This is a genomic window from Dyella sp. LX-66 (assembly GCF_018599165.1).
GTDB lineage: Bacteria > Pseudomonadota > Gammaproteobacteria > Xanthomonadales > Rhodanobacteraceae > Dyella_D > Dyella_D marensis.
Map to the genome: position 1 here is coordinate 61,625 of NZ_JAHFVJ010000007.1, position 24,375 is coordinate 85,999.

The 24,375-nt window shown below is 69.0% G+C and carries 24 protein-coding genes; 8 read left to right on the plus strand and 16 right to left on the minus strand.

All coding sequences use genetic code 11. The features are described from left to right. Positions 1-47 precede the first annotated feature (47 nt). Both KK141_RS15015 and KK141_RS15020 read right to left on the minus strand, forming a co-directional pair. Positions 48-1,013, minus strand: coding sequence for a C4-dicarboxylate ABC transporter (locus tag KK141_RS15015; protein WP_214571377.1), 966 nt, complete (start codon positions 1,011-1,013; stop codon positions 48-50). 74 nt (positions 1,014-1,087) lie between these two features. Continuing rightward, on the minus strand, positions 1,088-1,429 hold the full coding sequence (locus KK141_RS15020) for a carboxymuconolactone decarboxylase family protein (RefSeq protein WP_214571378.1): 342 nt from the start codon (positions 1,427-1,429) through the stop codon (positions 1,088-1,090). A gap of 119 nt (positions 1,430-1,548) precedes the next feature. On the opposite strand from KK141_RS15020, the gene KK141_RS15025 reads away from it, so the two are divergent. Then, positions 1,549-2,475 (plus strand): AraC family transcriptional regulator, encoded by a 927-nt coding sequence (locus tag KK141_RS15025; RefSeq protein WP_214571379.1) that lies wholly within the window; start codon positions 1,549-1,551, stop codon positions 2,473-2,475. A gap of 121 nt (positions 2,476-2,596) precedes the next feature. Here KK141_RS15025 and nfi read toward each other — a convergent pair whose 3' ends face one another. Next, complete coding sequence (gene nfi, locus KK141_RS15030) at positions 2,597-3,256, minus strand: deoxyribonuclease V (RefSeq protein ID WP_214571380.1); 660 nt, start codon at positions 3,254-3,256, stop codon at positions 2,597-2,599. A gap of 112 nt (positions 3,257-3,368) precedes the next feature. On the opposite strand from nfi, the gene KK141_RS15035 reads away from it, so the two are divergent. After that, entirely contained in the window at positions 3,369-5,813 is a 2,445-nt protein-coding gene (locus tag KK141_RS15035) for a DUF3772 domain-containing protein (RefSeq protein WP_214571381.1), read from the plus strand. 4 nt (positions 5,814-5,817) lie between these two features. Here KK141_RS15035 and KK141_RS15040 read toward each other — a convergent pair whose 3' ends face one another. Continuing rightward, the gene (locus KK141_RS15040) at positions 5,818-6,693 is read right to left on the minus strand and encodes a GyrI-like domain-containing protein (protein ID WP_214571382.1); all 876 of its coding nucleotides are present in this window, start codon (positions 6,691-6,693) and stop codon (positions 5,818-5,820) included. Positions 6,694-6,913: 220 nt separating this feature from the next. Here KK141_RS15040 and KK141_RS15045 point away from each other — a divergent pair, with 220 nt between their 5' ends. Next, complete coding sequence (locus tag KK141_RS15045) at positions 6,914-8,833, plus strand: CocE/NonD family hydrolase (RefSeq protein WP_214571383.1); 1,920 nt, start codon at positions 6,914-6,916, stop codon at positions 8,831-8,833. Between the two features lie 158 nt (positions 8,834-8,991). Here the strand turns inward: KK141_RS15045 and KK141_RS15050 are convergent, their stop codons facing one another. From KK141_RS15050 to KK141_RS15065, 4 genes are all read right to left on the minus strand, one after another. After that, positions 8,992-9,507: a DUF3761 domain-containing protein gene (locus KK141_RS15050; protein WP_214571384.1), complete on the minus strand. Its 516-nt coding sequence runs from the start codon at positions 9,505-9,507 to the stop codon at positions 8,992-8,994. A 325-nt stretch (positions 9,508-9,832) separates the two neighbouring features. After that, positions 9,833-11,452 carry an alpha/beta hydrolase-fold protein gene (locus KK141_RS15055; protein WP_214571385.1) on the minus strand — a complete coding sequence of 540 codons (1,620 nt, stop codon included), beginning with the start codon at positions 11,450-11,452 and terminating at the stop codon, positions 9,833-9,835. Between the two features lie 64 nt (positions 11,453-11,516). Then, on the minus strand, positions 11,517-13,157 hold the full coding sequence (locus tag KK141_RS15060; protein ID WP_214571386.1) for a serine hydrolase: 1,641 nt from the start codon (positions 13,155-13,157) through the stop codon (positions 11,517-11,519). Between the two features lie 96 nt (positions 13,158-13,253). Next, entirely contained in the window at positions 13,254-14,237 is a 984-nt protein-coding gene (locus KK141_RS15065) for a PD40 domain-containing protein (RefSeq protein ID WP_214571387.1), read from the minus strand. Positions 14,238-14,391: 154 nt separating this feature from the next. On the opposite strand from KK141_RS15065, the gene KK141_RS15070 reads away from it, so the two are divergent. Beyond that, the gene (locus KK141_RS15070) at positions 14,392-15,225 is read left to right on the plus strand and encodes a DUF72 domain-containing protein (RefSeq protein WP_214571388.1); all 834 of its coding nucleotides are present in this window, start codon (positions 14,392-14,394) and stop codon (positions 15,223-15,225) included. A gap of 102 nt (positions 15,226-15,327) precedes the next feature. Here the strand turns inward: KK141_RS15070 and KK141_RS15075 are convergent, their stop codons facing one another. Beyond that, positions 15,328-16,326 (minus strand): LLM class flavin-dependent oxidoreductase, encoded by a 999-nt coding sequence (locus KK141_RS15075; RefSeq protein WP_214571389.1) that lies wholly within the window; start codon positions 16,324-16,326, stop codon positions 15,328-15,330. Positions 16,327-16,515: 189 nt separating this feature from the next. On the opposite strand from KK141_RS15075, the gene KK141_RS15080 reads away from it, so the two are divergent. After that, positions 16,516-17,565 carry an HDOD domain-containing protein gene (locus KK141_RS15080; RefSeq protein ID WP_214571390.1) on the plus strand — a complete coding sequence of 350 codons (1,050 nt, stop codon included), beginning with the start codon at positions 16,516-16,518 and terminating at the stop codon, positions 17,563-17,565. Here KK141_RS15080 and KK141_RS15085 read toward each other — a convergent pair. From KK141_RS15085 to KK141_RS15095, 3 genes are all read right to left on the minus strand, one after another. Further along, positions 17,559-17,732, minus strand: coding sequence for an oxidoreductase-like domain-containing protein (locus KK141_RS15085; protein ID WP_345777584.1), 174 nt, complete (start codon positions 17,730-17,732; stop codon positions 17,559-17,561). The two genes, KK141_RS15080 and KK141_RS15085, sit on opposite strands and share 7 nt — an antisense overlap. Before the next feature lie 40 nt (positions 17,733-17,772). Continuing rightward, positions 17,773-18,543 (minus strand): methyltransferase, encoded by a 771-nt coding sequence (locus KK141_RS15090; protein WP_214571392.1) that lies wholly within the window; start codon positions 18,541-18,543, stop codon positions 17,773-17,775. Positions 18,544-18,623: 80 nt separating this feature from the next. Further along, on the minus strand, positions 18,624-19,223 hold the full coding sequence (locus tag KK141_RS15095; RefSeq protein WP_214571393.1) for a 2'-5' RNA ligase family protein: 600 nt from the start codon (positions 19,221-19,223) through the stop codon (positions 18,624-18,626). Between the two features lie 201 nt (positions 19,224-19,424). On the opposite strand from KK141_RS15095, the gene KK141_RS15100 reads away from it, so the two are divergent. Then, positions 19,425-19,922: a hypothetical protein gene (locus KK141_RS15100; RefSeq protein WP_214571394.1), complete on the plus strand. Its 498-nt coding sequence runs from the start codon at positions 19,425-19,427 to the stop codon at positions 19,920-19,922. Positions 19,923-19,924: 2 nt separating this feature from the next. On the opposite strand, the gene KK141_RS15105 is transcribed toward KK141_RS15100, so the two are convergent. Continuing rightward, positions 19,925-21,133: a multidrug effflux MFS transporter gene (locus KK141_RS15105; protein WP_214571395.1), complete on the minus strand. Its 1,209-nt coding sequence runs from the start codon at positions 21,131-21,133 to the stop codon at positions 19,925-19,927. A gap of 271 nt (positions 21,134-21,404) precedes the next feature. Then, a complete protein-coding gene (locus KK141_RS15110) occupies positions 21,405-22,226 on the minus strand; it encodes a DUF3014 domain-containing protein (RefSeq protein WP_345777585.1) in 822 nt (273 codons plus the stop codon). A gap of 192 nt (positions 22,227-22,418) precedes the next feature. Here KK141_RS15110 and KK141_RS15115 point away from each other — a divergent pair, with 192 nt between their 5' ends. Together KK141_RS15115 and KK141_RS15120 are read left to right on the plus strand one after the other, a co-directional pair. After that, positions 22,419-22,811 carry a biopolymer transporter ExbD gene (locus tag KK141_RS15115; RefSeq protein ID WP_214571396.1) on the plus strand — a complete coding sequence of 131 codons (393 nt, stop codon included), beginning with the start codon at positions 22,419-22,421 and terminating at the stop codon, positions 22,809-22,811. A 124-nt stretch (positions 22,812-22,935) separates the two neighbouring features. Next, positions 22,936-23,430 carry a VOC family protein gene (locus tag KK141_RS15120; protein WP_214571397.1) on the plus strand — a complete coding sequence of 165 codons (495 nt, stop codon included), beginning with the start codon at positions 22,936-22,938 and terminating at the stop codon, positions 23,428-23,430. A gap of 40 nt (positions 23,431-23,470) precedes the next feature. On the opposite strand, the gene KK141_RS15125 is transcribed toward KK141_RS15120, so the two are convergent. Together KK141_RS15125 and KK141_RS15130 are read right to left on the minus strand one after the other, a co-directional pair. Next, complete coding sequence (locus KK141_RS15125; RefSeq protein WP_214571398.1) at positions 23,471-23,845, minus strand: hypothetical protein; 375 nt, start codon at positions 23,843-23,845, stop codon at positions 23,471-23,473. A 101-nt stretch (positions 23,846-23,946) separates the two neighbouring features. After that, positions 23,947-24,315: a hypothetical protein gene (locus tag KK141_RS15130; protein ID WP_214571399.1), complete on the minus strand. Its 369-nt coding sequence runs from the start codon at positions 24,313-24,315 to the stop codon at positions 23,947-23,949. Positions 24,316-24,375 lie beyond the last annotated feature (60 nt).

Consider the following 24,375-nt stretch of genomic DNA (forward strand, 5'->3'; position numbering starts at 1 on the left):
AACGGCGGCATTTTACGCGGCGCGGCGGTTTTCCGCGCCGACGGCGTTCAACGCGCGGCCGACACCGGCACCATCGCGTCGCCCCGCGCCAGGCCCCGCAGGCTGCGCCAGGCCAGTGCGCCGATCGCCAGCGTGGCCAGCGCCAGCAGCGCCACGGCAACCGAACGGCCGAACCAGCCCGGCATCGCCAGCGCATAACGCTGCGCCGCCACCCCGCTGGCGGCCAGCGGAAAGCTCAGTGCCCACCAGTTCAGCCGGAACGGCTGTCCGCGCAGCATCGAATACACGCGCGGCAGCAGCACGGCGAGCAGGAACAGGTCCAGATAGAACAGCGAGCGCGCCAGCGCATCCACCTCGCCGGCCATCGCCACATAGGCTGAGAACCCGACCGCGAACGGCGCCAGCAGAATCAGTAGCGTCGGCTGCGCCGCAGGCGCGCGCGAGACCAGCCGTCCGAACACCAGGGCGAACACCGGTATCGCCAGCACGAAACCCGCCGCCAGCGCGAACAGCATCCACTCGCGCAAGGCGGGCCAGCCGAGCGCGGGAAACGCCAGCGGCACGTCGAGCAGGCCGACCACCGGAATCAGCCAGGCCGCGCTCACCTGCCCTTCGTCCAGCGCGCCGGCCGTCCACTGCAGGAAATTCCTCCATGCACACACCACCATGCCCGCCGCGCCGAGCAGCCACATCGCACGCGCCGGCCAGCCGGGCGGCACCAGCATCGGCAGCAGCAGGAGGCTGATCCAGAACGTGCCCAGGAACGGCGCGGTGGCGGGCTGGCGCAGTTCCGCCAGCCATGTTCTGCCATCGCTCAAGACGCGGCGCAGTTGCACACCCACCAGGAACAGGAACGTCAGCCACGCCAGTACGGCCAGGCCATCGCCGATCCAGCCCGGCGCGCCGGAACGCGCCGCCAGCCGCCACGCGGCCGACAAGCCCGCAAGGCCCATCACGCTGGCGAACAGACCTACCGGCCACGGCACCGCCGCGGTCGCTTGCTTGGCTTCCATGTGTGCGTCTCTCTAGAAGTTGGTATGCCGTGCGGTCTCCGGCCGCGGCGCTAGCACGCGGCCGGAGCTGCGCATCAGGCCTTTTCGTGCGCGCTGACCGCATCCAGCACGCGCGCCGAATACACCAGCGCCGCGCCCGCGTTCAGCGCCACCGCCACGCCCAGCGCCTCGGCGATCTCTTCGTGGCTGGCGCCCTGCTTCAGGGCCGCGGCGGAATGCACGGTGATACAGCCGTCGCAGCGCGTGGTCACGGCCACCGCCAGCGCGATCAGTTCGCGTGTCTTGCCGTCGAGGTGGCCGGTCTTTTCGCCGGCGTTGCTGAGCGTCTGGTAGCCGGCCAGGGTGCCGGGGCTGAGCTTGCCGATTTCGCCGATACGGCCCAGCAGTTCGTTGCGGTATTGGACCCAGTCGAGCATGGCGGTTCTCCTCGGGATGGTGGGAAGGGCGGGCTGCCTGCCCGCCGTGCTGCGCAGTGTTGCGCCGCCCGCCGCTCCGCTGAATACTCCTGCGACTCCATTGTTGGCGCGAACGTCTCATGGACGCCCTCAGCCGTCTGATCCAGCTCGCGCAATTGCAAGGCAACCTGGACGTGCGCTGCCAGTTCGCCGGCGGCTTCGCCGTCGACCATGCCGAGGCGCCGCGCGGCGAAGCGCTGTTCCACCTGGTGCTGGACGGCGGCTGCGCCATCGAACCCGCCGGCGAGCCCTCGCTGGAAATGCAGGCCGGCGACCTGGTGATCTTCCCGCACGGCGCCGCCCACCTGATCCGCGACCGCCGCGGTCAGCGCCGCACGGCGCCGGTGCGGGTGGAGCACGACGGCCTGCTGCCGCTGCGCCGCAACGGCAATGGCGCGCCGGAACTGGACCTGCTGTGCGGCCGCTTCCGCTACGCGCCCGCCTCGGCCAGCCTGCTGCTGTCCACCCTGCCCGGCACGCTGAAGGTTTCCCTGCGCGACGCGGCCGGGATGGAAGCCCTGCAGGCGCTGGTGGCGCTGATGCGGCACGAGGCCGGCCAGCGCCAGCCCGGCGCGCTGGCTGTGGTCACCGCGCTGACCCATGCCTTGTTCGCGCTGGCCTTGCGCGCCTATGCGACCGGCGACGTGCACGGCCTGCTGCCGCTGCTGGCCGACGCGCGCCTGGGCGGCGCGGTGCAGGCGATGCTGGCGGAGCCGGCGCGGCCGTGGACCTTGGAGGAGCTGGGCCGTGTCGCGGCGATGTCGCGCGCCAGCTTCGCGCGGCATTTCGGCGAGCGTGCGGGGATGACGCCGGGAGAATGCCTGGCGCGCCTGCGCATGCAGATCGCCGGCGATCTGCTGCTGCGTACGCGGCGGCGCACCGGAGATATCGGGCAGGACGTGGGGTATCAGTCGGAGGCGGCGTTCGGGAAGGCGTTCCGGCATTACATGGGGACGACGCCGGCGAGGTTTCGGCGGGAGCACGGCAAAAACGAAGACCCGGCGTAGGTTGGGGTGAGCCGCAGGCGAACCCCAACGATGCGATGCGTTTGAACGTGCCGGTGTTGGGGTTCGCCAGCGGCTCACCCCAACCTACGCCGCTCCCCGCAGGGGAGAGGGGGCTAAGAGCTCAGCGGCGGGAAGCTAACTTGTCCGCCCACCGCGTCGGCTCCGGCAACCGATACTTCGTGCAAGCCGCAAGCACTCGCCGCGCCGCACCTTCGATACTCACCCGATGCCCCGGCGACACGATCAGCGGCCGCACCCGCTCCTTGCTGCGCAACACCGTGCCGATCGTCCGCCCGCGATACATCAACGGCACGCTGTCGCCGCGCCGCTCGCCCAGCGGTTCGTGCGTGCCGACCAGGATCGTCTTCGCCACGCCAATCGTCGGCAGCCCGGTGATCACACCCAGATGCGCGGCAATGCCCAGCCCACGCGGATGCGCGATGCCCTGCCCGTCGACGAACACCAGCCCGGGCTGCTCCGGCAAGCCCGCCAACGCTTCCAGCACCGCGGGCAATTCGCGGAACGAGAGCAGGCCGGGGATATACGGCATGCGCGTCGGCAGCCGCGCCACCGTATGCGCCAGCGGCTGCAGGCTGCGCGCATCGAGCAGCACCGCGGCGGCGCGGGTGATCGCGCCCTCGTCCTCGAAGCCCACGTCGACGCCGGCGATGCGCACGGGTTCGGCGAAATCCTCCATCAGGCTGACGCGCCCGGCCAGCGCACTCTGCAAGGCGCGCGCCTTGGCCACGTCGCCATCCCATGCGGGCACTGCCTCGGCCATCGTCGTCATCCAGTCCATCGGGGAAGCCTGACGTCGCGGCGCTGAACACCCCGTCAAGAAAAAAGGCGCAGGCTTGATTGACCGTACAGCCATGCCTCCGGATCATGCCGCCATGTCCATCCTGCTTCGCATCGCGCTGATCCTCATCCTCGCCATCGGCGGCGGCTCCCTGGCCCTGGCCCAGGACGCTCCCGATGCGCCGTCCCCCGCCGCGCCGGTCACCGTGGACCAGCTCAACAGCCAGCTCGAGCAGCTGCGCCAGACGCTGACCGACACCGACAAGCTCGGCGACTCCGCCCTGCAGGACCTGCGCTCGCGCGCGCAGGCGCTGCAGCAGCAGGCCGATCAGCTGGTCGCCTCGCTGTCGCCGCAGTCCGATGCGCTGAAAGCCAAGCTCGACGTGCTCGGGCCCGCGCCGGAAAAAGGCCAGCCCGGCGAACCGCCCGAGGTGGCCAACCAGCGCAAGCAGCTGGGCAAGGACAAGGCCGACCTCGACGCACAGATGAAGCAGGCCAAGACGGTGAGCCTGGAAAGCGCCCAGCTCGCCGGCCAGATCGTCGGACTGCGCCGCCAGCTGTTCGAGGCGCGGCTCAGTCAGCGCACCTCCTCGCCGCTCAGCCTCGCGTTCTGGTCCTCGCTGTCGCGCAATGCGCCGGACGACCGCGCCGGCCTGGCGGAATTGGGCCGCGATACCTGGACGTCGATGAGCAAGGCCTGGCAGCCGGGCAACCGCACGCCGTTCTTCATCTGCACGCTCGCCGCCATCGCGCTGTTCGCGGTGGGCCGCCGCCTGCTGGAACAGGCGCTGCTGCGCCTGACCAGCGACCGCATGCCGGCCGGCCATCTGCGGCGCAGCGCGCTGGCGCTGTTCATCACCCTCGGCACCACGCTCACCTTCGGCTTCGCCGCCTATCTGCTGTACCTGGCGCTGGACTGGAACGACACCCTGGGCGAGGAGGTCGGCGGGCTGTTCGCTTCGCTGGTGATCCTGGCCTGGGTCGCGGCGTATATCGCCGGCCTGGGGCGTGCGCTGCTCAGCTCGGGCCGTCCGTCGTGGCGCATGGCGGCGCTGAGCGACGATCTCGCGCGCCGCCTGCGTCCGTTCCCGCCGCTGCTGGCCTGGTGCACCCTGCTGATCGGACTGGCCGAGCGCATCACCGCGCAGGTCTCCGCGTCCCTCTCGGCCACGGTGGCCGTCAACGGCTTGCTCTCGCTGCTGGTCGCGGGATTGATCGCGGTGGCGCTGCTGCGCATGAGCCGCGCGCGGCGCGCCCTGCTCGCCGCCGGCAACGCGCCGGGCAAGCGGCCGCTGTGGGTAGGCTTGCTGGTGGCGGTGGCCTTCGCCGGCGTGGTCACGGTGGCGCTGAGCCTGCTCACCGGCTATATCGCCCTCGCCTTCTTCGAGGCGCGGCAGATGCTGCGCGGCGGCGTGATCGTCGGCACCGTGTACCTGCTGATGCATCTGCTCAACGACGTGTTCGAAAGCCTGCTCTCGCCGGATTCGCGCACCGGCGCGCGCATGCACGAATCCTTCGGCGTATCGCCCGTGCGCATGGAGCAGGCCGCGGTGGTGCTGTCAGGAGTGACCCGCGCCCTCCTGCTGCTGCTGGCGATCTCCTCGCTGCTGTCGCCCTACAACGCCGGCCCCGAGGAATTGTTCGAACGCGGCAGCCAGCTGTTCGCCGGGCGCACCATCGGCACTCTGTCGATCGTGCCGGGCAATATCTTCAGCGCACTCGGCGTGCTGGTGGCCGGCATCGTGGCGATACGCCTGGTGAAGCGCTGGCTGTCGCAGCAGCTGCTGCCGAAGACCGCGCTCGATCCCGGCATGCAGATGTCCATCGTCACCCTGCTCGGCTACGTCTGCAGCGTGCTGGTGTTCGTGCTGGTGCTGGGCGCGCTGAAGGTGGACCTGCAGAGCATCACCTGGGTGGCCTCGGCGCTGTCGGTGGGCATCGGCTTCGGCCTGCAGGCGATCGTGCAGAACTTCATCTCGGGCCTGATCCTGCTGGCCGAGCGGCCGGTGAAGGTCGGCGACTGGGTCAGCCTGCCGGGCGCGGGCGTGGAAGGCGACATCAAGCGCATCAACGTGCGCGCCACCGAGATCCAGCAGGGCGACCGCTCCACCGTGATCGTGCCGAACTCGCAGCTGATCACCCAGAACGTGCGCAACGTGACCCAGGCCGGCGCGCTCGGCCGCGTGCAGATCCGCCTGCCGCTGCCGCTGAGCACCGACGCCGGCAAGGCGCGCAAGGTGCTGCTGGGCACGATGGGCGAACACCCCTCCACTTTGGAAACGCCCAAGCCCAGCGTGCAGCTGGACACCATCGACGGGCAGTCGCTGATCTTCGTGTGCACGGCCTATGTCGGCAGCCCGCGCGAAGTCGCTGCGGTGAAGAGCGACCTGCTGTTCGAGATGCTCGAACGGCTGGCCAACGCGCAGCTGCCGATGTCGACGCCGCAGGACATGATGCTGCACCGCCCGCCGTCGGAATCGCGGACCAGCCTCGACGCGCAGTTCGGCGCGCCGCCGCCGGCCACGCCGCCGGCCAGCTGACGCCCTATGCTACCGGCAGGTAGATGTCGGTGCGCAGCAGCGCTTCCGGCGTCTGCTCGGGGTCGTCCAGGTAGTGGTGGAAGAACGGCAGGTCGCGCAGCTCGCGGCCGCTGCCGGGCAGCCAGTGCGCGAGCAGCGCGTCGGTGGCGTCGTCCAGCAGGTCGAAGCTGCCGACGTGGCGGTAACGCGCCCACGTGCCGCCGCCGAGTTGTTCGGCGATCAGGCCCGCGCCCGGTTCGGCCGGGCGATCGAACGCCACCGCGCAGTCGAACGCGTAGCCTTCCGGCGGGCCGTCGCGATGGTCTCCATGCGGCACGCCATAGACACCCGCGACGTGCTCGACCAGTCCCTGCGTGGCCGCCCACTCGAACAAGCCCAGGTAGACGCGATCCAGGCCATCGAACGCGCCGCGATGGCGCACCGCGATCACCCGGAACGGCTCCATCGAAACCACTTCCACGCGCAGCTCCACCGCTTCGTGCGCAGGCGTCGGCGCGCGGCTGGATTGCTCGATCGCCTGCGCCACCCGCTCCGGCTGCGCGCGCAGTTCGCTGGGCGAGGCGCCATAGGCCTGGCGGAAGGCGCGAGCGAACGCCTGCGGCGTTTCGTAGCCCACCGCCAGCGCGGCATCGGTCACGGGCTGTGCCGGATCGGCCAGCAGCTTCAGCGCGCGCAGCAGGCGCAGGCGCAGCACCGTGCCGCCGGGCGTTTCGCCGGTGAGCGCACGGTAGATGCGATGGAAATGGAAGGCCGACAGATGCGCCGCTTCGGCCAGCTGGCCCGGGTCGGGCAGTTCGGCGCCGGTATCGACGGCGCGCTGCAGCAGCGCGACCGCGCGCTCGATGCCTTGCACGTAGCGGTGGCGGGTCTGGTCTTTCATGCTGGCTCTCCGTGAGGTGGCGCCGCCCAGGATCGGCGTACCGCCCCGTCGCCGCGGTTCCGATCCTGCGCATACGGCGCCAGTCCCGGAAGGAACGCAAGCCATAGGCAAGAAGTCATGGTGGGCACCATCCGGCGATGACCGTAAAGTCGGCGTTCATTCTTCCATCCCCTTCACGCCGCCCGCGATGGACCGCCTTGCGGCCCTGCCTGGAGGTTTCATGTCGATCAACCGCCCGCTCATTCTTGCCGCCGCACTCACCGCCGTCCTCGGCGCCGGCCTGGCCCAGGCGCAGACCGCGCCGCTCACGCCGGACATTCCCGCCAAGTTCGAATCGCCCACCACGGGCTTCGACTACATCAAGCGCGACGTGATGATCCCGATGCGCGACGGCGTGAAGCTGCACACCGTGATCGTGATCCCCAAGGGCGCCAAGCACGCGCCGATCCTGCTCACCCGCACGCCGTACAACGCCAGCGGCCGGGCCGCGCGGCTGGAGTCGTCGAGCATGCTGGCCGAGCTGCCGCAGGGCGACGAAGTGTTCGTGCGCGGCGGCTATATCCGCGTCTTCCAGGACGTGCGCGGCAAGTACGGCTCCGAAGGCGATTACGTGATGACGCGCCCGCTGCGCGGCCCGCTCAATTCCAGCGAAGTCGACCACTCCACCGACGCTTACGACACCATCGACTGGCTGGTGAAGAACCTGCCCGAATCCAATGGCAAGGTCGGCATGCTCGGTTCGTCGTACGAAGGCTTCACCGTGGTGATGGCGCTGATCAACCCGCATCCCGCGCTGAAGGTGGCCGCGCCGGAAAGCCCGATGGTCGACGGCTGGATGGGCGACGACTGGTTCCACTACGGCGCCTACCGCCAGACCAACTTCGACTACATCCGCGGCCAGACCGCGCAGAAGGGCAAGGGCTCGTCCGCGCCGCGCGACGGCTACGACGACTACAGCAATTTCCTCGATGCCGGTTCCGCCGGCGACTACGCGCGCGCCAACGGCTTCGAGCAGCTGCCGTTCTGGAAGAAACTGGACGAGCACCCCGCGTACGACGCGTTCTGGCAGGGCCAGGCGCTGGACAAGATCATGGCGCAGCAGCCGCTGAAGGTGCCGACCATGTGGCTGCAGGGCCTGTGGGACCAGGAAGACATGTGGGGCGCCATCCATAGCTACGAGGCGACCGAACCCAAGGACAAGGGCAACGACAAGAACTTCCTGGTGATGGGCCCGTGGCGCCACAGCCAGGTGAACTACGACGGCACCTCGCTGGGCCCGCTGAAGTGGGACGGCGACACCGCGCTGCAGTTCCGCCGCGACGTGCTCAAGCCGTTCTTCGACCAGTACCTGGTGGACGGCGCGCCGAAGGCGAACACGCCGCCGGTGCTGATCTACAACACCGGCGAGAACCGCTGGGACCGCTTCAAGACCTGGCCGCTCAGCTGCGACAGCGGCTGCGCCAGCAAGCCGAAGGCGCTGTACCTGGAAGCCGGCGGCAAGCTCTCGTTCGAGGCGCCGGCCGACAGTGCGTCGAAGTACGACGAATACGTCTCCGATCCGGCCAAGCCGGTGCCGTACCTGCCGCGCCCGGTGCATTTCGCCGACCACGATGCGTGGACGCGCTGGCTGGTCACCGACCAGCGTTTCGTCGACGGCCGTCCGGACGTGCTCACCTATGTCAGCGAACCGCTGAAGACGCCGCTGCACGTCGGCGGCGCGCCGCAGGTGAACCTGTATGCCTCGACCAGCGGCACCGACAGCGACTGGGCGGTGAAGCTGATCGACGTGTATCCGGACACGGTGGCTTCCGACCCCGACATGGGCGGCTACGAGCTGCCGATCTCGCTGGACATCTTCCGCGGCCGCTACCGCACCAGCTTCGAGCATCCGCAGGCGATCGCCGCGGACCAGCCGCTGCTGTACAGCTTCGGCCTGCCGACGGTGAACCACGTGTTCCAGCCCGGCCACCGCATCATGGTGCAGGTGCAGTCCACGCTGTTCCCTCTGTACGACCGCAACCCGCAGACCTTCGTGCCGAATATCTTCGACGCCAAGCCGGGCGATTACCGCAAGGCGACGCAGCGCGTGTGGCACGCGCCGGGGACAGTGAGCGCGATCAGCCTGCCGGTGGTGAAGTGACGTAGGTTGGGGTGAGCACAGCGAACCCCAACATCGCGCCACGCACGATCCATTCGCTTCGATCGACACAAAAAAGGGTTGGCGGAAACGCCAACCCTTTTCGTTTCTATGCCACGCCGTTGGGGTTCGCTGCGCTCACCCCAACCTACGCCATGCGTTTACGAACAGCTCTTGCCATGATCGCCGTGATAGCCCTTGGCCTTCGCATCGGCTTCGCTCATGTACGAGCCCTGCTTGGTCTTGCCGTACCACTTGTCGCTCGGACAGTGATAGACCTTGCTGCTCGCATTCACCCACACCATGCCCGGGCCACCGCCCGGCGCCGGCTGCGAGTTGGGCGACGGCGGCATCGGCATCGGCTTCTTCGGCGCGGCCGCGGCGGCGGGTGCCGACGGAGCGGCGGGAGCCGCCTGCGGCGTCGGCGCGGGTGCGGCGGGAGCCGCGGCAGCAGGAGCAGCAGCCGGTGCGGCAGCCGCAGCCGCGGCGGCCGCGGCGTACCACTCCTTCACGCCCTTGTGGCCGGAGCAGGCACCCTTCTTGGTGGCGTGATCGGTGTAGCTGCCGTCCTTGCACTGGCCGGTGGAACCGGCAGGCGCCGACGCCTGCTGCGCGAACACCGCCGGACCGGCCAACAGGCAGGCCGCCATCACTGCGATCGAAACGAACGATTTCATCTGTACTCCCTCCAGCGCGATTGACCTTCCGTTGCTTCGCCGCGGGTGCCGCCCTTGCCCCTATGCCGCCGCGAAACACATGCGCCGACCGGCGCACGCGGCGCGACTATGCATCAAAAAAAAGAACGCGCCATCCGTGGGGGCATGGCGCGTTCATCATTCATCGTGCTGTTTCGCAAGCTCTTGCGCAGGGCTTTCACCCGCCCGTCGCAAACCGGCTGGCGTAGGTTGGGGTGAGCCTTCGGCGAACCCCAACGATGCGATGCGTCTGGATCGGGCCATGTTGGGGTTCGCCTCCGGCTCACCCCAACCTACGCCGTACACCTTATTTCGCGGGCGGCTTCAACTTCGACCCCGGACGCGCGATGCCGTACATCTCCCAGGTGATCTGCTTGAGCAAGGCCCAGCGGTCGTCGCCCTGCACGTACAGGTCGAAATGCGTGCGGTCCGGAATGAAGCGCACCTCGGCCTTCGCATGCAGTCCGTCGAGCACGGCCTTCAGGCGATGCGCCGCGCCGTCCAGGTAGAACGTATCGGCCGTGCCCACGATCAAGTGGATCTTGCCGTCCAGGTCCGGCTTCAGCGCCGGCCATTCCTTCTGCAGGCGGTGCGCGATGTCGTAGTGCTCGATCCAGTACGCCGCCACGGCCGGATCGACCGCGCCGGTATCGCGATCGAACATCGGCTGCGGACGTCCATCCGCGCCGCGCGGCGAGAACACCCAGTCGAACGAGGCGAGCTGGCCGCCGTATTCGCCGAGCACGCGCTCCAGCTTGGCGTACTGCTCGAAGGTGGCCAGCACCTTGCCCTTGTCGCGGATCAGCGGGTTGGCCGAACCGTCCGGCTTGCGGAAGGCGTTGGCATCGGACAGATACAGGTCCACGCCGGTGAAATCGTGGAAATCGCTGGGATCCGGCGACGTCGACCACGTGCCCCCGAACACCTTCGGATAACGCGTCTGCAGCCACAGCGTGGCCCAGCCGCCGGAGGAATGCCCGTTGAGGAAGCGGCCCTGCGCCTTGCCGTCCATGCGGTACTGCTTTTCCAGTGACGGGATCAGCTCCTCGGTGAGCGCCTTGCCCCAGGGGCCGTTGTTCACCGAGTCGGCGAATTCGTGCGTGCCGGTGGGGCTGGACTCGTCCAGGAACACCCAGATCATCGGCGGCATCTCGCCCTTGGCGGTCGCCGCGTAGCTGTTGGCGATCGGGCCGTACAGGCGGTCGCCACCGCCGCCGAAACCGTGCGTGTAGTACACCACCGGATAGCGCTCGGCTTTCTTCGCGTCGTAGTCCGGCGGCAGCAGCACCCAGCCGCGCATGTGGATGGGCCGGCCCCAGAACGCCGACAGCGCGGGGCTGACGAAATCGATCGCCTGCGCATGCTCGCGCGCGGCAGCCATCGCATCGCGCATGTCTTTCGGGGCGGACGGCGGCAAGGTCCACGCTTCGCGCGCCGGCAGCGTCCTGGTCAACTGCAGCACGGGCAGCGTCGCCGCGGGCAGATGCACCGGCGTCACTTCGCTGACCACGTCGCCCGCGCCGCGCCCGCCATAGTTGTAGTTGTGGTTGGCGTCGAGCACCGCCTGCACCAGGTAGTCGCCGGCCGGCAGCTTGGCCAGCGGGCCTGGGAAGGCGATGTCGTCGGCGTCCAGGCTGACCGTGTCGCCCGGTGCCAGCCGCGCCACTTCGCGCGCGGCCACCAGGGTCTGGTCCGGATGCAGCGGATTGACGTCGACTTCTTCTACTTTGCCGTCCTTCGCCTCGGCCTTGGCCGCCGCGGCGCTGGTGACGAACAGCAGCAGGCGCCCGCCGACCGGCACGGTCTGCGCGCCGCCGAGCTGCACCTGGACATAGTGATGCGCAACCGGCGCATCGTTGCGGGCCTGCGCGCTGCCGATGAGCGCAAGGCCCAGCAGCGCGGCGGCGACGGGACGGCGAAGCAGCATGGCGTTCTCCCTGAAAACCGGATGGGGAAGACGGCGGCGCAGCCCCCTGCGCCGCCGCCGGGGTTCAATCGTCTTTGGCGTTCTTGACCGGCGCCAGGCGCAGGTCCTGGAAGTCGAAGCTGAAATCGGTCAGCGGCGAGATCGGCTGCATGCGCGCCTCACGGATCGTGCCGTCGGCATCGAGGGTGAAGCTGACGAAGGCGTCGGCATTGAGCGAGCGGTCGTCCCAGCGCACCACGAAGGTATCGTGCTGCCACGGCGTCATGGTGCCGACCAGCTGCGGTGTCTTGCTGAAGGTAAGGCGCAGCTTGCCGCCTTCCTGCGCGACCACGACATCGCCGTACCAGCGGTCGCGATAGGTGCCGGCGTACTTGGCGACGGCCAGCGAAGGCTTGCCGTTCTTGTCGCGCGCGGCCTCGTGCTTCTTCCAGCTGTCGTCGGCCTTGTCTTCCGACTTCTTCACCGCGGCGGCATACGCGGCGACCCAGTCGGTCTTGTCGCGGCCCAGGTACGCATCGAGCACGCGATAGGTGACCGCGTTGAACGCGGCGCCGGATTCCTGGTTGGTCAGCACCACCACGCCGAGCTTCAGCTCCGGCACCAGGGTCAGGCGCGAGACCATGCCCGGCCAGCCGCCGGTGTGCCACACCAGGCGCTGCCCGCGGTAGTCGGACAGGAACCAGCCCTCGCCGTAGCCGGCGAAGTTCGGCTTCACCGCGGCCAGTTCCGGCACCGGCGGCTCGCCGATGCGCATGGGCGTGAGCATCGACCACATCTGCTTCTGGCTTTCTTCCTTGAACAGGCGCTTGCCGTCCGGCAGCGCGCCGCCGGCCAGCTGCACGTTCATCCACTTGGCCAGGTCGTGCACGCTGGCATAGATGCCGCCGGCGCCGGGATTGTTGACCCAGGCCATCGGCGGCACCGGCTTCAAGTCCTTGAAGTCGAACTTGGCGTGGCCCATGGCCACGTCCATGCCGGGCTTCAGATACGTCATGTCGACCAGCGACTCGTCCATGCCCACCGGCTTGAACAGGTTGTCGCGCACGAAGTCGGCGTAGCTCTGGCCCGAGGTTTCCTCGATCACCAGCGTGGCCACCGCGAACAGGATGTTGTCGTAGGCATAAGCGCTGCGGAAGCTGGTGGCCAGCGGCACCTCGCGCAGGCGCTGCACCACTTCCTTGGTGCTGTACCTGGTCGGCGGCCAGTACAGCAGGTCGCCCGCGCCTAAACCCAAACCGCTGCGGTGCGCCAGCAGGTCGCGGATGCGCATCTCGCGCGTGACGTACGGGTCGGACATCTGGAACCACGGCAGATGGTCGATCACGCGGTCGTCCATCTTCAGCTTGCCGCGCTCGGCCAGGATCTGCAGCGACGCGGCGGTAAAGGCCTTGGTGTTGGAGGCGATGGCGAACAGCGTGTGGGCATCCACCGCGCCGGACTTGCCGACCTCTTTCTCGCCGAAGCCCTGCTCCAGCACCACCTTGCCGTCCTTGACGATGGCCACCGCGATGCCCGGCACCTCGAACTGCTTGCGCGCGCTGTCGACATAGGCGCTGAAGTCCTGCAACTGCGCGGGCAGCGCGGCGCTGGCGGAGGCGGCCGGCGCTGTATCGGGCAGCGGCGGCTGCGCCCATACCGGGGAAACAGCAAAGGCCAGCAGCGCGGCGCAGCAGGCCAGGCGCGGGGACAGGACTCGTCGGGACATCGTCGGCTCCAGCTTGGCGAAAGCGGCCAACTATCGCGGCAAAGCCGCGCCGGCGCCAGCGCGGAAAGTCACAGGCGCCGCGGGGCGCCTGCCAACTCAGCCGTGCGCGGGCTTGCCGCGGCTTTCCAGCCACGGCGCCAGCGATACCGACCAGATGTTCTCGCTGGCGTTGTCCCAGGCCTGCATGCGCGCCAGATCCTTCTCGGCCTGCTCGCGCGAGCGCGGATAGCTCACTTTCTCGGCGCGATGGCTGCTGAAGTAGAGCGTGCGGCCGTCCGGCCCCAGGTGCGCGCCCCACGGGTCGCCGACGTTGACCGTATCGCCCAGGTCAACCGGCGCGCCCCAGCCATGGCCTTCGCGGAAGGCGATGTACAGGCGGTCGGCCTTGCCCTTCCCCGCGTAGTCGGCGTCGAACACGATGAAAGACTCATCGGGCGCGATCGCCGGATCGAGCTTGTGCGCGGCCGCATCGCCCAGCACCACCAGTTCCGGCGCCTCGTAGGTACCGTTGCGGTACTGCGTGCGGTACAGGCGGAAATCGTCGTCGTCGCCGGGACGCTGGAAATACACGCTGCCATCGGCGGCAACGCTCGGCGCATAGGTGCGCGTGCTGCTGTTGACCGCATCCGGCAGCCGCACCGGCTCGCCCCAGCCGTCGCCCTTGCGCTCGACGCGCCACAGATGCCCGCCCGCCGCATGCTGCACCTTGCCGTTCGCCATCACGCCATCCAGCGCCTTGCCGCCGGGCGTGTCGGGACGGTTGGAAGTGAACACGATGAAGGAGCCATCCGGCGCCATCGCCGGATCGTGGTCCAGCCACTGCCCGGAAAACGGCGCGATGCGCGGCTCCGACCAGGCGTGGCCGATCTTGTGCGATTCCAGGATCACCGCGTTCGGCCAGCTGATGCGGTCGAAGAACACGGTGTGGCCGTCCGGCGAGAACGCGGCGGAGTCTTCGTTGGCGGGGCCGGACACCACGCCCGGCGCGAAGATCTCCGGCGCGGCGTCGCGCGTATCGGCCACGGCGTTCATCGCCACGGCAAGACCCAGCGACAGCAGGGCGTAAGCGAACGGTTTCATGGACGGATCCGTCGATGCCGTAACGGCGATGCGCCTGGATACGCTTCGCCCCGGCACGCGGCACGTGCCTGAAGTCACGACCGCGGGTTCACGCGCCGCCGTGGCATCATCGCCGCCCCGCCACCGCGCCCCGCCAAGCCAGCGACCCGACCCGATGGACGATCTCTTCAGCAGCGCCACGCCCCGCGCCGAACGCATCCGCACCGGCATCGGCGGCTGGAACTACGCGCCCTGGCGCAAGAATTTCTACCCGGAAGGACTGGTGCAGCGGCGCGAACTGGAATACGCCAGCCGGCATCTGCGCGCGATCGAGATCAACGGCACTTACTACGGTGCGCAGAAGGCCGAGACCTACGGCCGCTGGGCGGCGGAGACGCCGGAAGGCTTCGTGTTTTCTTTGAAAGCACCGCGCTATGTCACGGAGGGCAAGCGCCTGGCGGCCACCGGCAAAGGCATCGACAGTTTCGTGCACGGCGGCCTGGCCGAAATGGGCGACCGGCTGGGGCCGATCCTGTGGCAGCTGCCGCCGTCGCGCGTGTTCGATGCGGACGACATCGCCGCGTTTCTCGACCTGCTGCCGCGCCTGTTGAACGGCAAGCCGCTGCGGCACGTGCTGGAAGTGCGGCATCGCAGTTTTCTCAGCGATGCGTATGTGGCACTGGCGCGCGAGCGGCGTATTCCCACCGTGTATACGGACTCGCCGGAGTATCCGAATATCGCCGACCTGACCGGCGACTTCGCTTATGCACGGTTGATGCGCAGCGCGGATGGCGAAGCGACGGGTTATCCGGCGGCTGCGCTGGACGAGTGGGCCGATCGTGCGCAGCGCTGGGCGCGTGGCGAGGATTGCGAAGAGCTGCCGCACTTCGCGGCGCCGCTGGCGAAGGCGGAGCCGCGCGATGTGTTTGTTTATTTCATCAGTGCGGCGAAGCATCTGAATCCGGCGGCTGCGATGGCGCTGCAGGGACGCGTCGATCGCACGGCGTAGGTTGGGGTGAGCCAAAGGCGAACCCCAACATCGCAACGTCCAAACGCACCGCATCGTTGGGGTTCGCCTGCGGCTCACCCCAACCTACGCCGACGGCATTGCCTAGGCTGCGGCGGCGAGCTCTTCGCGGATCGCCGCCACCATCTCGTACGACCTGCGGCGCAATGCGTGCTCGAACACATTCGCCGTGATCATCAGCTCGTCCGGCTGGTGCCGCGCGATAAACGCAAGCAAGCCCTCGCGCACCGAACGCGCATCGCCCACCACCGAACAAGCCAGCGCGCGCTCCACGCCGAACTTCTCCGTCGGTGTCCAGTAGCTCTCGATATCGTCGATCGGCGGCGGAATCAGCCCCGGCATGCCGCGGCGCAGATTGATGAAGCTCTGCTGCTGGGTGGTGAACAGCTTGCGCGCTTCCGCATCGCTTTCGGCCGCGATCACGTTGATGCCGAGCATCGCGTGCGGCCGCGCCAGATGTTCCGACGGACGGAAATCGCGGCGATACAAAGCCAAGGCCTCGTCCATCGCATCCGGCGCGAAGTGCGAAGCGAACGCATACGGCAGGCCCAGCGCCGCGGCCAGGCGCGCGCCGAACAGGCTGGAGCCGAGGATCCACACCGGCACGTCGATGCCCGCGCCGGGCACCGCGCGCACCGGCTGGCCGGCCTGCGCCGGCTGGAAATACATCAGCAGTTCCTGCACGTCTTCCGGGAATGCGTCGGCGCTTTCGTAATAGCGGCGCAGCGCGCGTGCCGTCGGCTGGTCGGTGCCGGGCGCACGGCCCAGGCCCAGGTCGATGCGGCCGGGATAGAGCGAGGCCAGCGTGCCGAACTGCTCGGCCACCTGCAGCGGCGCGTGATTGGGCAGCATGATGCCGCCGGCGCCGACGCGGATGCTCGAGGTGCCGCCGGCGATATGGCCGATCAGCACCGAGGTGGCGGCGCTGGCGATGCCGGGCATGTTGTGGTGCTCGGCCAGCCAGTAGCGCTGGTAGCCCAGGCGCTCGGCCAGACGGGCCAGGTCCAGGCTGTTGGCGAAGGCCTGCGCCGGCGTGCTGCCCTGGGTGACCGGCGCCAGATCGAGTACGGAAAACGGAATCATGGAGTGTCCTCGCGGCGAAGCTCCCGATCTGGGGGCGGACCCGGGCATTGCCAGCCTCCCCGGTACAGAAAATGTCGACCGGCTTGCAGAGCGGGCGATGCGTGCAGCCCACGCTCTACAGGTTCCATCCGGGCAGCCGATAACCCGGCGGGGAGACCGCGTCCGCGGCAGCAGGGGGAGAACGACACGATGTACTGGCTAAGGCGCTTCTTCGCCCCCTCGCCCCTGCCCGCCGCGCAGCCGCTGGCGCGTGCGCAGTTCCAGCGCCCGGCCAGGACGCCGGCCGCTCCGTTGGCAGCGCCGGTGCCCGCCCCCGCGCCGGAGCTGGCCGCGCTGGCCGAACGCTTCCAGCGCTTCATGCTCGGCCTACCCGATGCGAGCCAGGGCGCCAATCCGAACGAGGCCGCCCTGTTGCGGCGCCTGCAGATCGTGGCCGAGCGCTTCGACGTGCGCAGCCTGCCGCGCCTGCCCGCGGTGCTGCCGCAGTTGCTGCTGGCGCTGAAGAACGACGACGTGGCCGGCGCCGAGCTGGCGCGCCTGGTCGGGCGCGATCCGATGCTGGTCGGCGAAGTGATGCGGGTCAGCCGCAGCATCTACTACCGCACCCTGCATTCGATCCAGAGCCTGCAGCACGCGGTGGTGCTGCTGGGCCAGGACGGGCTGCGCCGCGTGGCGACCCAGCACATGATGAAACCGATCCTGCAGGCCAGTGCCGGCGTGCACGGGCTGGTGGCGGGACAGCGGCTGTGGGATCACGCCGAACGCTGCGCGCATGCCAGCGCCTTCCTCGGCAAGTTCGCCGGCTGCGATCCGTTCGAGGCTTACCTGGCCGGCATCGTGTGCAATACCGGCACCGGTGCGGTGATCCATCTGCTGAGCATGGAAGACATCGCCGCGCCCGAAACTCTGAGCCCCGTCTTCCTCGAAGGCTGCGCGCAGTTGGGTGCGAGCCTGACCTTGCGCGCCGCGCGCCATTGGGAATTGCCGGGGCCGGTGATCCAGGCGCTGCTGGAACACGCGCACGAGGAAGCGCCCGAAACGCTTTCGCCGCTGGGCAAGACGCTGCACGTGGCGCATTACCTGTCGATGGCGCAGCTGCTGCGCGACCATCGCGCACTCGACGCCATGCCCGATCTCAGCGAAGCCTGGCCGGCGCGCTTCGCACCCGCGCAGGTCGCGCGCTGCCAGCAGGATCTGCAGCACCAGTTCGATTCGGTGCCGCGCGAGAAAGGCTACTGATCCTTCGGCGCTTCCGGATGGCGTTCCAGCCACTGCGCCAGCGCGGCCTTGTAGCGGTCCAGTGCCGCTTCGTAGAGATCGTAGATGCAGGGCACGCAGCCCTCGCCGCAGCAGTCGAGCGCGTCGGGCTCGATGGGCTTTACCGGCCGCGGATCGTCGGGAGGCACGGAGCCTCCCGACGCCTGTTCGCCAGGATCGGTCAAGCGCTCAACCCGGCTTGCGGAACCGGTACGCGAACTGATCGGTATGCCCGCGTATGGCCTTGTCGAACACCTTGATGTTGTGCGGATCGGCGGGATTGCGCAGCACCTTGCTCTCGCCGTCGAACACGAAGCCGGCGGCTTCCACCTGCTTCTTCACGATATCCGGATCGATGCGGTGCAGCGTGTCGGTGTCGCGCATGCCGGAGCCGGCTTCGGCCACGTGGTCGACGATCACGAACAGGCCGCCGGGCTTGAGCGCATCGAACACCTGCTTGTTGAGCACGGCCGGATCGATCTTGCCCATGAACTTGTCCGGATAGTCGTGGTAGTTCTGCGAGGTGAATACCACGTCGACCGGCTTGGGCACGCTGAACTGGTTGCCCGGCTGCAGCAGCACGCTCACGTTCTTGTAGTGCGGCTGCGCGGCGAGCGCGTTGGAGCCTTTCACGTCGGAATCGGCTTCCTGCGCATACTCGTTGGGCCACACGTCGTAGACGTGTCCGCCGTCGCCGACGGCGGCGCTGAACAAACGGGTGAAGTAGCCGCCGCCGGGAATCAGGTCGACCACGCTTTGGCCGGACTTCACTTCGGCGAAGGCCAGCAGCTCGCCGCCCTTGCGGCGCGTGTCGTTGGCGGCGTCGGCCTTGCGCGCCGGATCGGCGACGGCGGCGGCGACATTCGAAGGCATGGCCCCTGCCGGCTTGGACGGCGCGGCGGCGGAAGCGCAGAGCGGCAGGGCGAGGACGATCAACGCTGCGAGAACGGTCGTGCGCATGACGGGACTCCGCGGTGGGTTGAGAGCGGCATTGTGCGCCTAAACCGCGGGCCGGGAGCCAGGACCTTCGGCACCTCCGCTCAGGCCAGCGGCCAGCTGTGCAGCAGCCGGTAATCGCCCTGCCCGACCACGCTGTGCACCAGCGCCAGCTGCTGCACGCGCCAGGCCAGCGGCCCCACCGGCAGCTCCGCGAGCAGCCCGCCGCGGCTGTAGCCCAGGGTGACGTGCGGCGTGAACGTGCGCGAGAGATGCGCGCCCTGGCCGGCGCGGATCAGGCCTTCGCGCAGTTGGCTCCACAACTGCTGCAACGGCGCGGGCACGGCGCTGGAGCGCAGGATGCAGGGCGGCTCGCGGCCGTGGAAGCTGGCCACGTAGTCCAGCGTCCATTCGAAGGCGCCGGCCTGCAGCGCATCGCCGGCGCGGGTGGCGGCCTGCACGATGTCGTCGCGCAGCATCGGATGGTCGCCGAGGAAGTGCACGGTGGCGTGGTAGCGCGCGGGCGCTACCCAGCGCAGGCGCAGGCCGGGCTGGCCGGCTTTCAGCATGTCGGCGACGCCGGCGAAAGCGGCGCGCGTGGCCTCGTCCGGCAGCAGGGCGAAGAACAGGCGGTGGGTCTGCGCGGGCTCGGCCTGGCCGCCCAGCAGATCCAGCTGGGGCGAGTCAAAGACGTTCGGTGTCATGGCGGCATCCCCGTTGCTTCGGCGCGCACCTTAGCGCAAGCCATGCGGTACGGGGAGCGCCACGCGGCGATAACAAGCAGCGCACGCCCTGCTTACTCAGCCGGGCCAACAATACGCCGCAGGAAGCCACGCCTCGCGCGGCGGCCCGGACGACCGCACCGCGCGGGGCTCACCGCGCCGGTTCGCCGGCGGGAGGTCGCCATGAAGACCCGTTGCGTATTCAGCACGCCCGACCTGGACGCCGCGCGCGCCGCGATGCGCGCCGCGCTCGAGGCCGGTATCGACGACAGCGACATCTGTTTCGTCGCCCGCGACGATATCGAGCTGGCCAGGATCCCCGATCACCGCATGACCGGACGCACCGACTTCGTGCCCTCGGCGATCCGCGGCGTGGCCTGCGGCGGCGGCTCCGGCCTGCTGCTGGGCCTGCTGGCGGCCGCCGTGCCGCCGCTGGGCGTGCCCCTGGTGGGCGCCGGTTTCGCGGCGGTGGCCGGTGCCGCGGTGGGCTGCTGGACCGGCGCGCTGATCGGCAGCGAAGTGCCGGATGTGATCCACCGCCGCTTCCGCGACGAGATCGCCTCCGGCCACATCCTGGTCGTGCTCGATGCGCGCAAGGACAAGCTCGAACTGGCCGAACCGGCGGTGGCGCGGACCGGCGCCACCCTGCTGCCGTTCCACGCCCACACCGTGCTGACCTGAATTCAGTCGGCCGACGCTTCCGCCACCGGTGCGGGCCGGTGGCGCAGCGTGCGCTGCGCCAGCACCAGCGCGATCACCGAGCAGGCCGCGATGCCGGCGAGCATCGGCCGCGCCGTGCCATCCAGGAAGCGTCCAACGATGCCGATCACCAAGGCGCCGGTGCCGAACTGGATGGTGCCGAGCAGGGCCGAGGCGGTGCCGGCGATCTTGCCGTGCTCTTCCAGCGCCAGCACGGCGGAGCTGGGCATCACCAGGCCGAGGAAGCCGTAACCGACGAACAGCAGGGCCATCAGCACGCCTAAGTTGTCGATGCCGGCAATATTGAGCAGCAGCAGCGCCATCATCACCACGCTGTAGCCCACCACCGCGGTGCGCACCAGCCGCGGCAGGCCGTAGCGCTTGCCCAGGCCGCCGGTGAACTGCGCCGCGCCGATGAAGGCCACCGCATTCACCGAGAAGGCCAGGCCGTACAGCGTGGGCGACAGGCCGTAGTGGTCGATCAGCACGAAGGACGAATTGGCGAGATAAGCGAAGAAGCTCGCCACGCCGAACGAGCAGATGAACACCAGCCCCAGGTAATGCGGATCGCGCAGCAGGGTGCCGTAGGCCGACAGCGCGCTGCGCACGTTGCTCGCCACGCGCGCTTCGCGCGGCCGGGTTTCCTTCAGCGCGGTCGCCGCCAACACCAGGCCGAGCACGGCGGCGACGGCCACCGTCCAGAAGATGCCGCGCCAGCTGGCCAGACGGATCACCAGGCTGCCGGTGAGCGGGGCCAGGATCGGCGACACGCTGAACACCAGCATCAGCAGCGACATCAGCTGCGCGGCGTCGTGGCCGGTGTGCATGTCGCGCACGATCGCGCGCGGAATCACCATGCCGGCACAGGCACCCAGGCCCTGCACGAAGCGGAATGCGATCAGGGTGTGGATGTCCGGCGCCATCGCGCAGCCGATGCTGCCGAGCGCGAACAGCACCAGGCCGAAGTAGATCGGCGGCTTGCGGCCGACCATGTCCGATACCGGCCCGTAGATCAGCTGGCCGATGCCCACCGCAGCGAAGAACACCATCAGGCTGAGCTGGGCGGTGTCCACATCGGTGTGCAGCGCCTCGCGGATGGTCGGCAGCGCCGGCAGGTACATGTCGATGGCGAACGGCCCGATGGCCGACAGCAGGCCCAGAATGAGCGCCGCCCCGAAAAGCCGGGTATTCATGGGTGGGGTTTCCTTGCGAGAGCGGAAGCGGGCGGCGAGGTGCTGCGGCCGCGACGGCCAGGCTTGCTGGCGCGGCGGCACGGAAACAAACCCCGGCGAGGCGCGAATTATTGAACCAAGAAGTATAGAAATGCAAGCGCGCCGCCTTGCGCGGCGCGACAAATAGGACTTTACCCTATGCGGCTGGCGTAGGTTGGGGTGAGCCGAAGGCGAACCCCAACGCTGCAGCGGCCTGGCAAGGTCCGTTGGGGTTCGCTGTGCTCACCCCAACCTACGCCTTCGCAGGCTCTTGTCCCGCCAGCGCCGCGCGGATCTCCCGCAGCTTCGCCTTCACCTTCGCCGCATTCTCCGGCCCCATCCGCAGCAGCAGCTTCTGTCCCGCGGAAAGCCCCTGCAGGGACGGATCGGCAAACCGGTAATAGGTATCGCCGCGCACCAGCGCGATCGGCGCCGTGCTGCCCGGCGCGGCGAGCATGTCGTCGATCGCCGCGACCAGCCGGTCGTTGAAGTAGCCGCGCGGATAGCCCAGCTCGCGGTACGCCTGCTGGAACAGCGGGTAATAGCGCACGTACCAGGCCACCGCCTTGTGCGCGTCCACCACCTCGGCCACGCGCACGTAGGGCGCATAGCGTTCCGCATTGCGCGGCGACAGTTCGATGCTGCCTTCCTGTTCGTCCACCGCGAAGGCGCCGCGCGGCGTGCGCAGCGGCAGGATGCGCGTGGCCACGCCCTGGCGCGGCAGCGCATCCACGGTGGCGACGATGCGCGGGATGATCTGCTCGCGCAGCAGCAGGCCGGTGAGACCGTCGCCGCCCAGCTGCGCGAGTTCGTCGGCGACGGTGCCGTCGCTGCCGTCGAGCGCGGGCAGCGGCGCGGTGGAGGCGGAGGCCGGCCCCGCATCGGCGATGGGATGGCGGATCGCCGACGACGACGGCGCCGGCATCGCGCTGCTCGCCGCGGCGGCCGGCGCGGATGGCGCTTCCTGCGGGCCTTGCAGCCCCTTGCGCCAGAGATAGACACCGCCCGCAATCGCCGCCGCCACCACGACCACCGCCACCAGCCACGCACCGTACGAGTTCTGCTGCTTCTTCACTGCTGCGCACCTCATCTGCTTCATGACCACCACGATGAGACTGGCCTCGTCCCGGATGGTTCATCCCGCGTGGCCGCAGCGCCCCCCATGGCAAGCTCCGCGTGCGCCGCAGTAACCTGCACTCGCCGCCGCATCCCCCATTGGCCGCGGCATCCGCAGGTCCACATCGACGCTTCGCCCAGGAGGAAGAACATGGCTTTCTCTGTCCGTGCCGAAAGCAGTGCCATCTCCAACATCAATGTCACGCCCCTGGTGGACGTGCTGCTGGTGCTGCTGATCATCTTCATGATCACCGCGCCGGTGATCACCCACCGCACCCGCATCGACCTGCCCACCGCGGGCGGCAAGGCGCTGCCGGCGGCCGAGCCGATCCGCCTGGCGATCCAGGCCGACGGTTCGCTGTACTGGAACGACACGCCGATCGACCAGGCGCAGCTCGACACACAATTGGCCGTCGCCGCGCAGCAGGCCGAGCCGCCGCGCCTGGTCATCAATGCCGCCGACGGCGCCGCCTATCAGACGGTGGCCCACGTACTGGCGCAGGCCAAGGCGCAAGGCCTGGCCGGGATCGATTTCGCACGCTGAGGCTCGCGGCGCAGGGGACGGAAATATTTTTCCGTCCCCTTTGTCGATTTCGCTTTTTCTGGTTCGTCGCCTGGATGGAACGCCACTGCGGCGTCCTTTGCCACCCACTCAAGAGGATCCAGCCATGACCGCCCGCTTCCAGCGCATCACCCCGTTCCTGTGGTTCAACGACCAGGCCGAGCAGGCCGCCCAGCTGTATGTGTCGCTGTTCGAAAACTCGCGCATCACGCATGTCGCGCGCTACACCAAGGAAGTGGCCCAGGCGGCCGGACGCAAGGAAGGCGACGTGATGACGGTGGCGTTCGAACTGGACGGCCAATCGTTTACCGCGATCAACGGTGGCCCGGTCTTCAAGCTCTCCGAAGCGTTCTCGCTGGTGGTGCATTGCCGCTCGCAGCAGGAGATCGACCATTTCTGGAACGGCCTCACCGCCGACGGCGGCGCCGAAAGCCAGTGCGGCTGGCTGAAGGACCGCTACGGCCTGTCGTGGCAGATCGTGCCGGAAGAACTGATCACGCTGATGACCGGCCCGGAGCAGGACAAGGCCGCGCGCGCCATGGGCGCGGTAATGCAGATGGGGAAGATCGACCTGGAGCAGATCCGCAAGGCGGCTGCGTAAGACCCCGAGGGCGCGCCGGCTGCAGACCGCGCGCCTCGCTTTACTGGGTATGCACCCAGTGCACGTGGATGTTGTTTTCCTCGTCGTCCGCGCGGGTGCCCTTGCGCCCGTCGGCCACCACACCCCACACGCTGCGCAGGCCGGTGGCGGTGTTGCGGTCGATGCGAATCTTTTCGTCCTTGGCGATCGGGAACTGCGTTTCCAGCACCAGGGCCTGGCCGCGTTCCCATACCAGCAGGGCCGGCCGGCCGCCGCTGGCGCCCCAGCCGATATGCACTTCCACCCGCTGCGCCTCGAAGCCGCTGCGGTTGTCGAGCGTCCAGCCTTCCGAGCGGTCGAGCAGCGCCTTCAGGTCGGGATCGGACCAGTCGACCTGGTTGGCGTTCCACTTGGACGGGGGCTTCTGGAAGGACATGGGCGCGTCACCTCGCGATCGGGACCGGCATGCGCCCGATTGTGCCGCCTTCGCGCCGGGTTTGGGTGAACAGCGCTGCCGTCCGACAGCGAAATCAGGCCCTAGCGCACATGCACCCAGTGCACCCAGGCACCGGTTTCGCGGTCCTCGGCGCGGAAGCCTTCGCGCCCGTCCACCACCACACCCCAGGCGCTGCGCACTTCGTCGCCGGCGTGGCGGTCGATACGCACATGCTCGCCCACCGGAATGGCGAAGCCGGTCACCAGCACCACCGCCTGGTCGCGCTCCCACACCAGGCTGGCGTGGCGCCCCGACGAGGCGCCCCAACCCACGTGCAGTTGCACGTCGAGCGGTTCGGCGGTGTCGCGGTTGTCCAGGGTCCAGCCCTGGGTCTTCTTCAGCAGGGCCGACAGGCGCTCGTCGTCCCAGTCGACGCGGTTGCCGCTCAGGCGGGCGGGCGTTTTGTGCATGGGGCGGCAGGCTTCCGGACGGGTGGCGATTACCGCGCTATCGGCCGCGCCCGGGCTTTC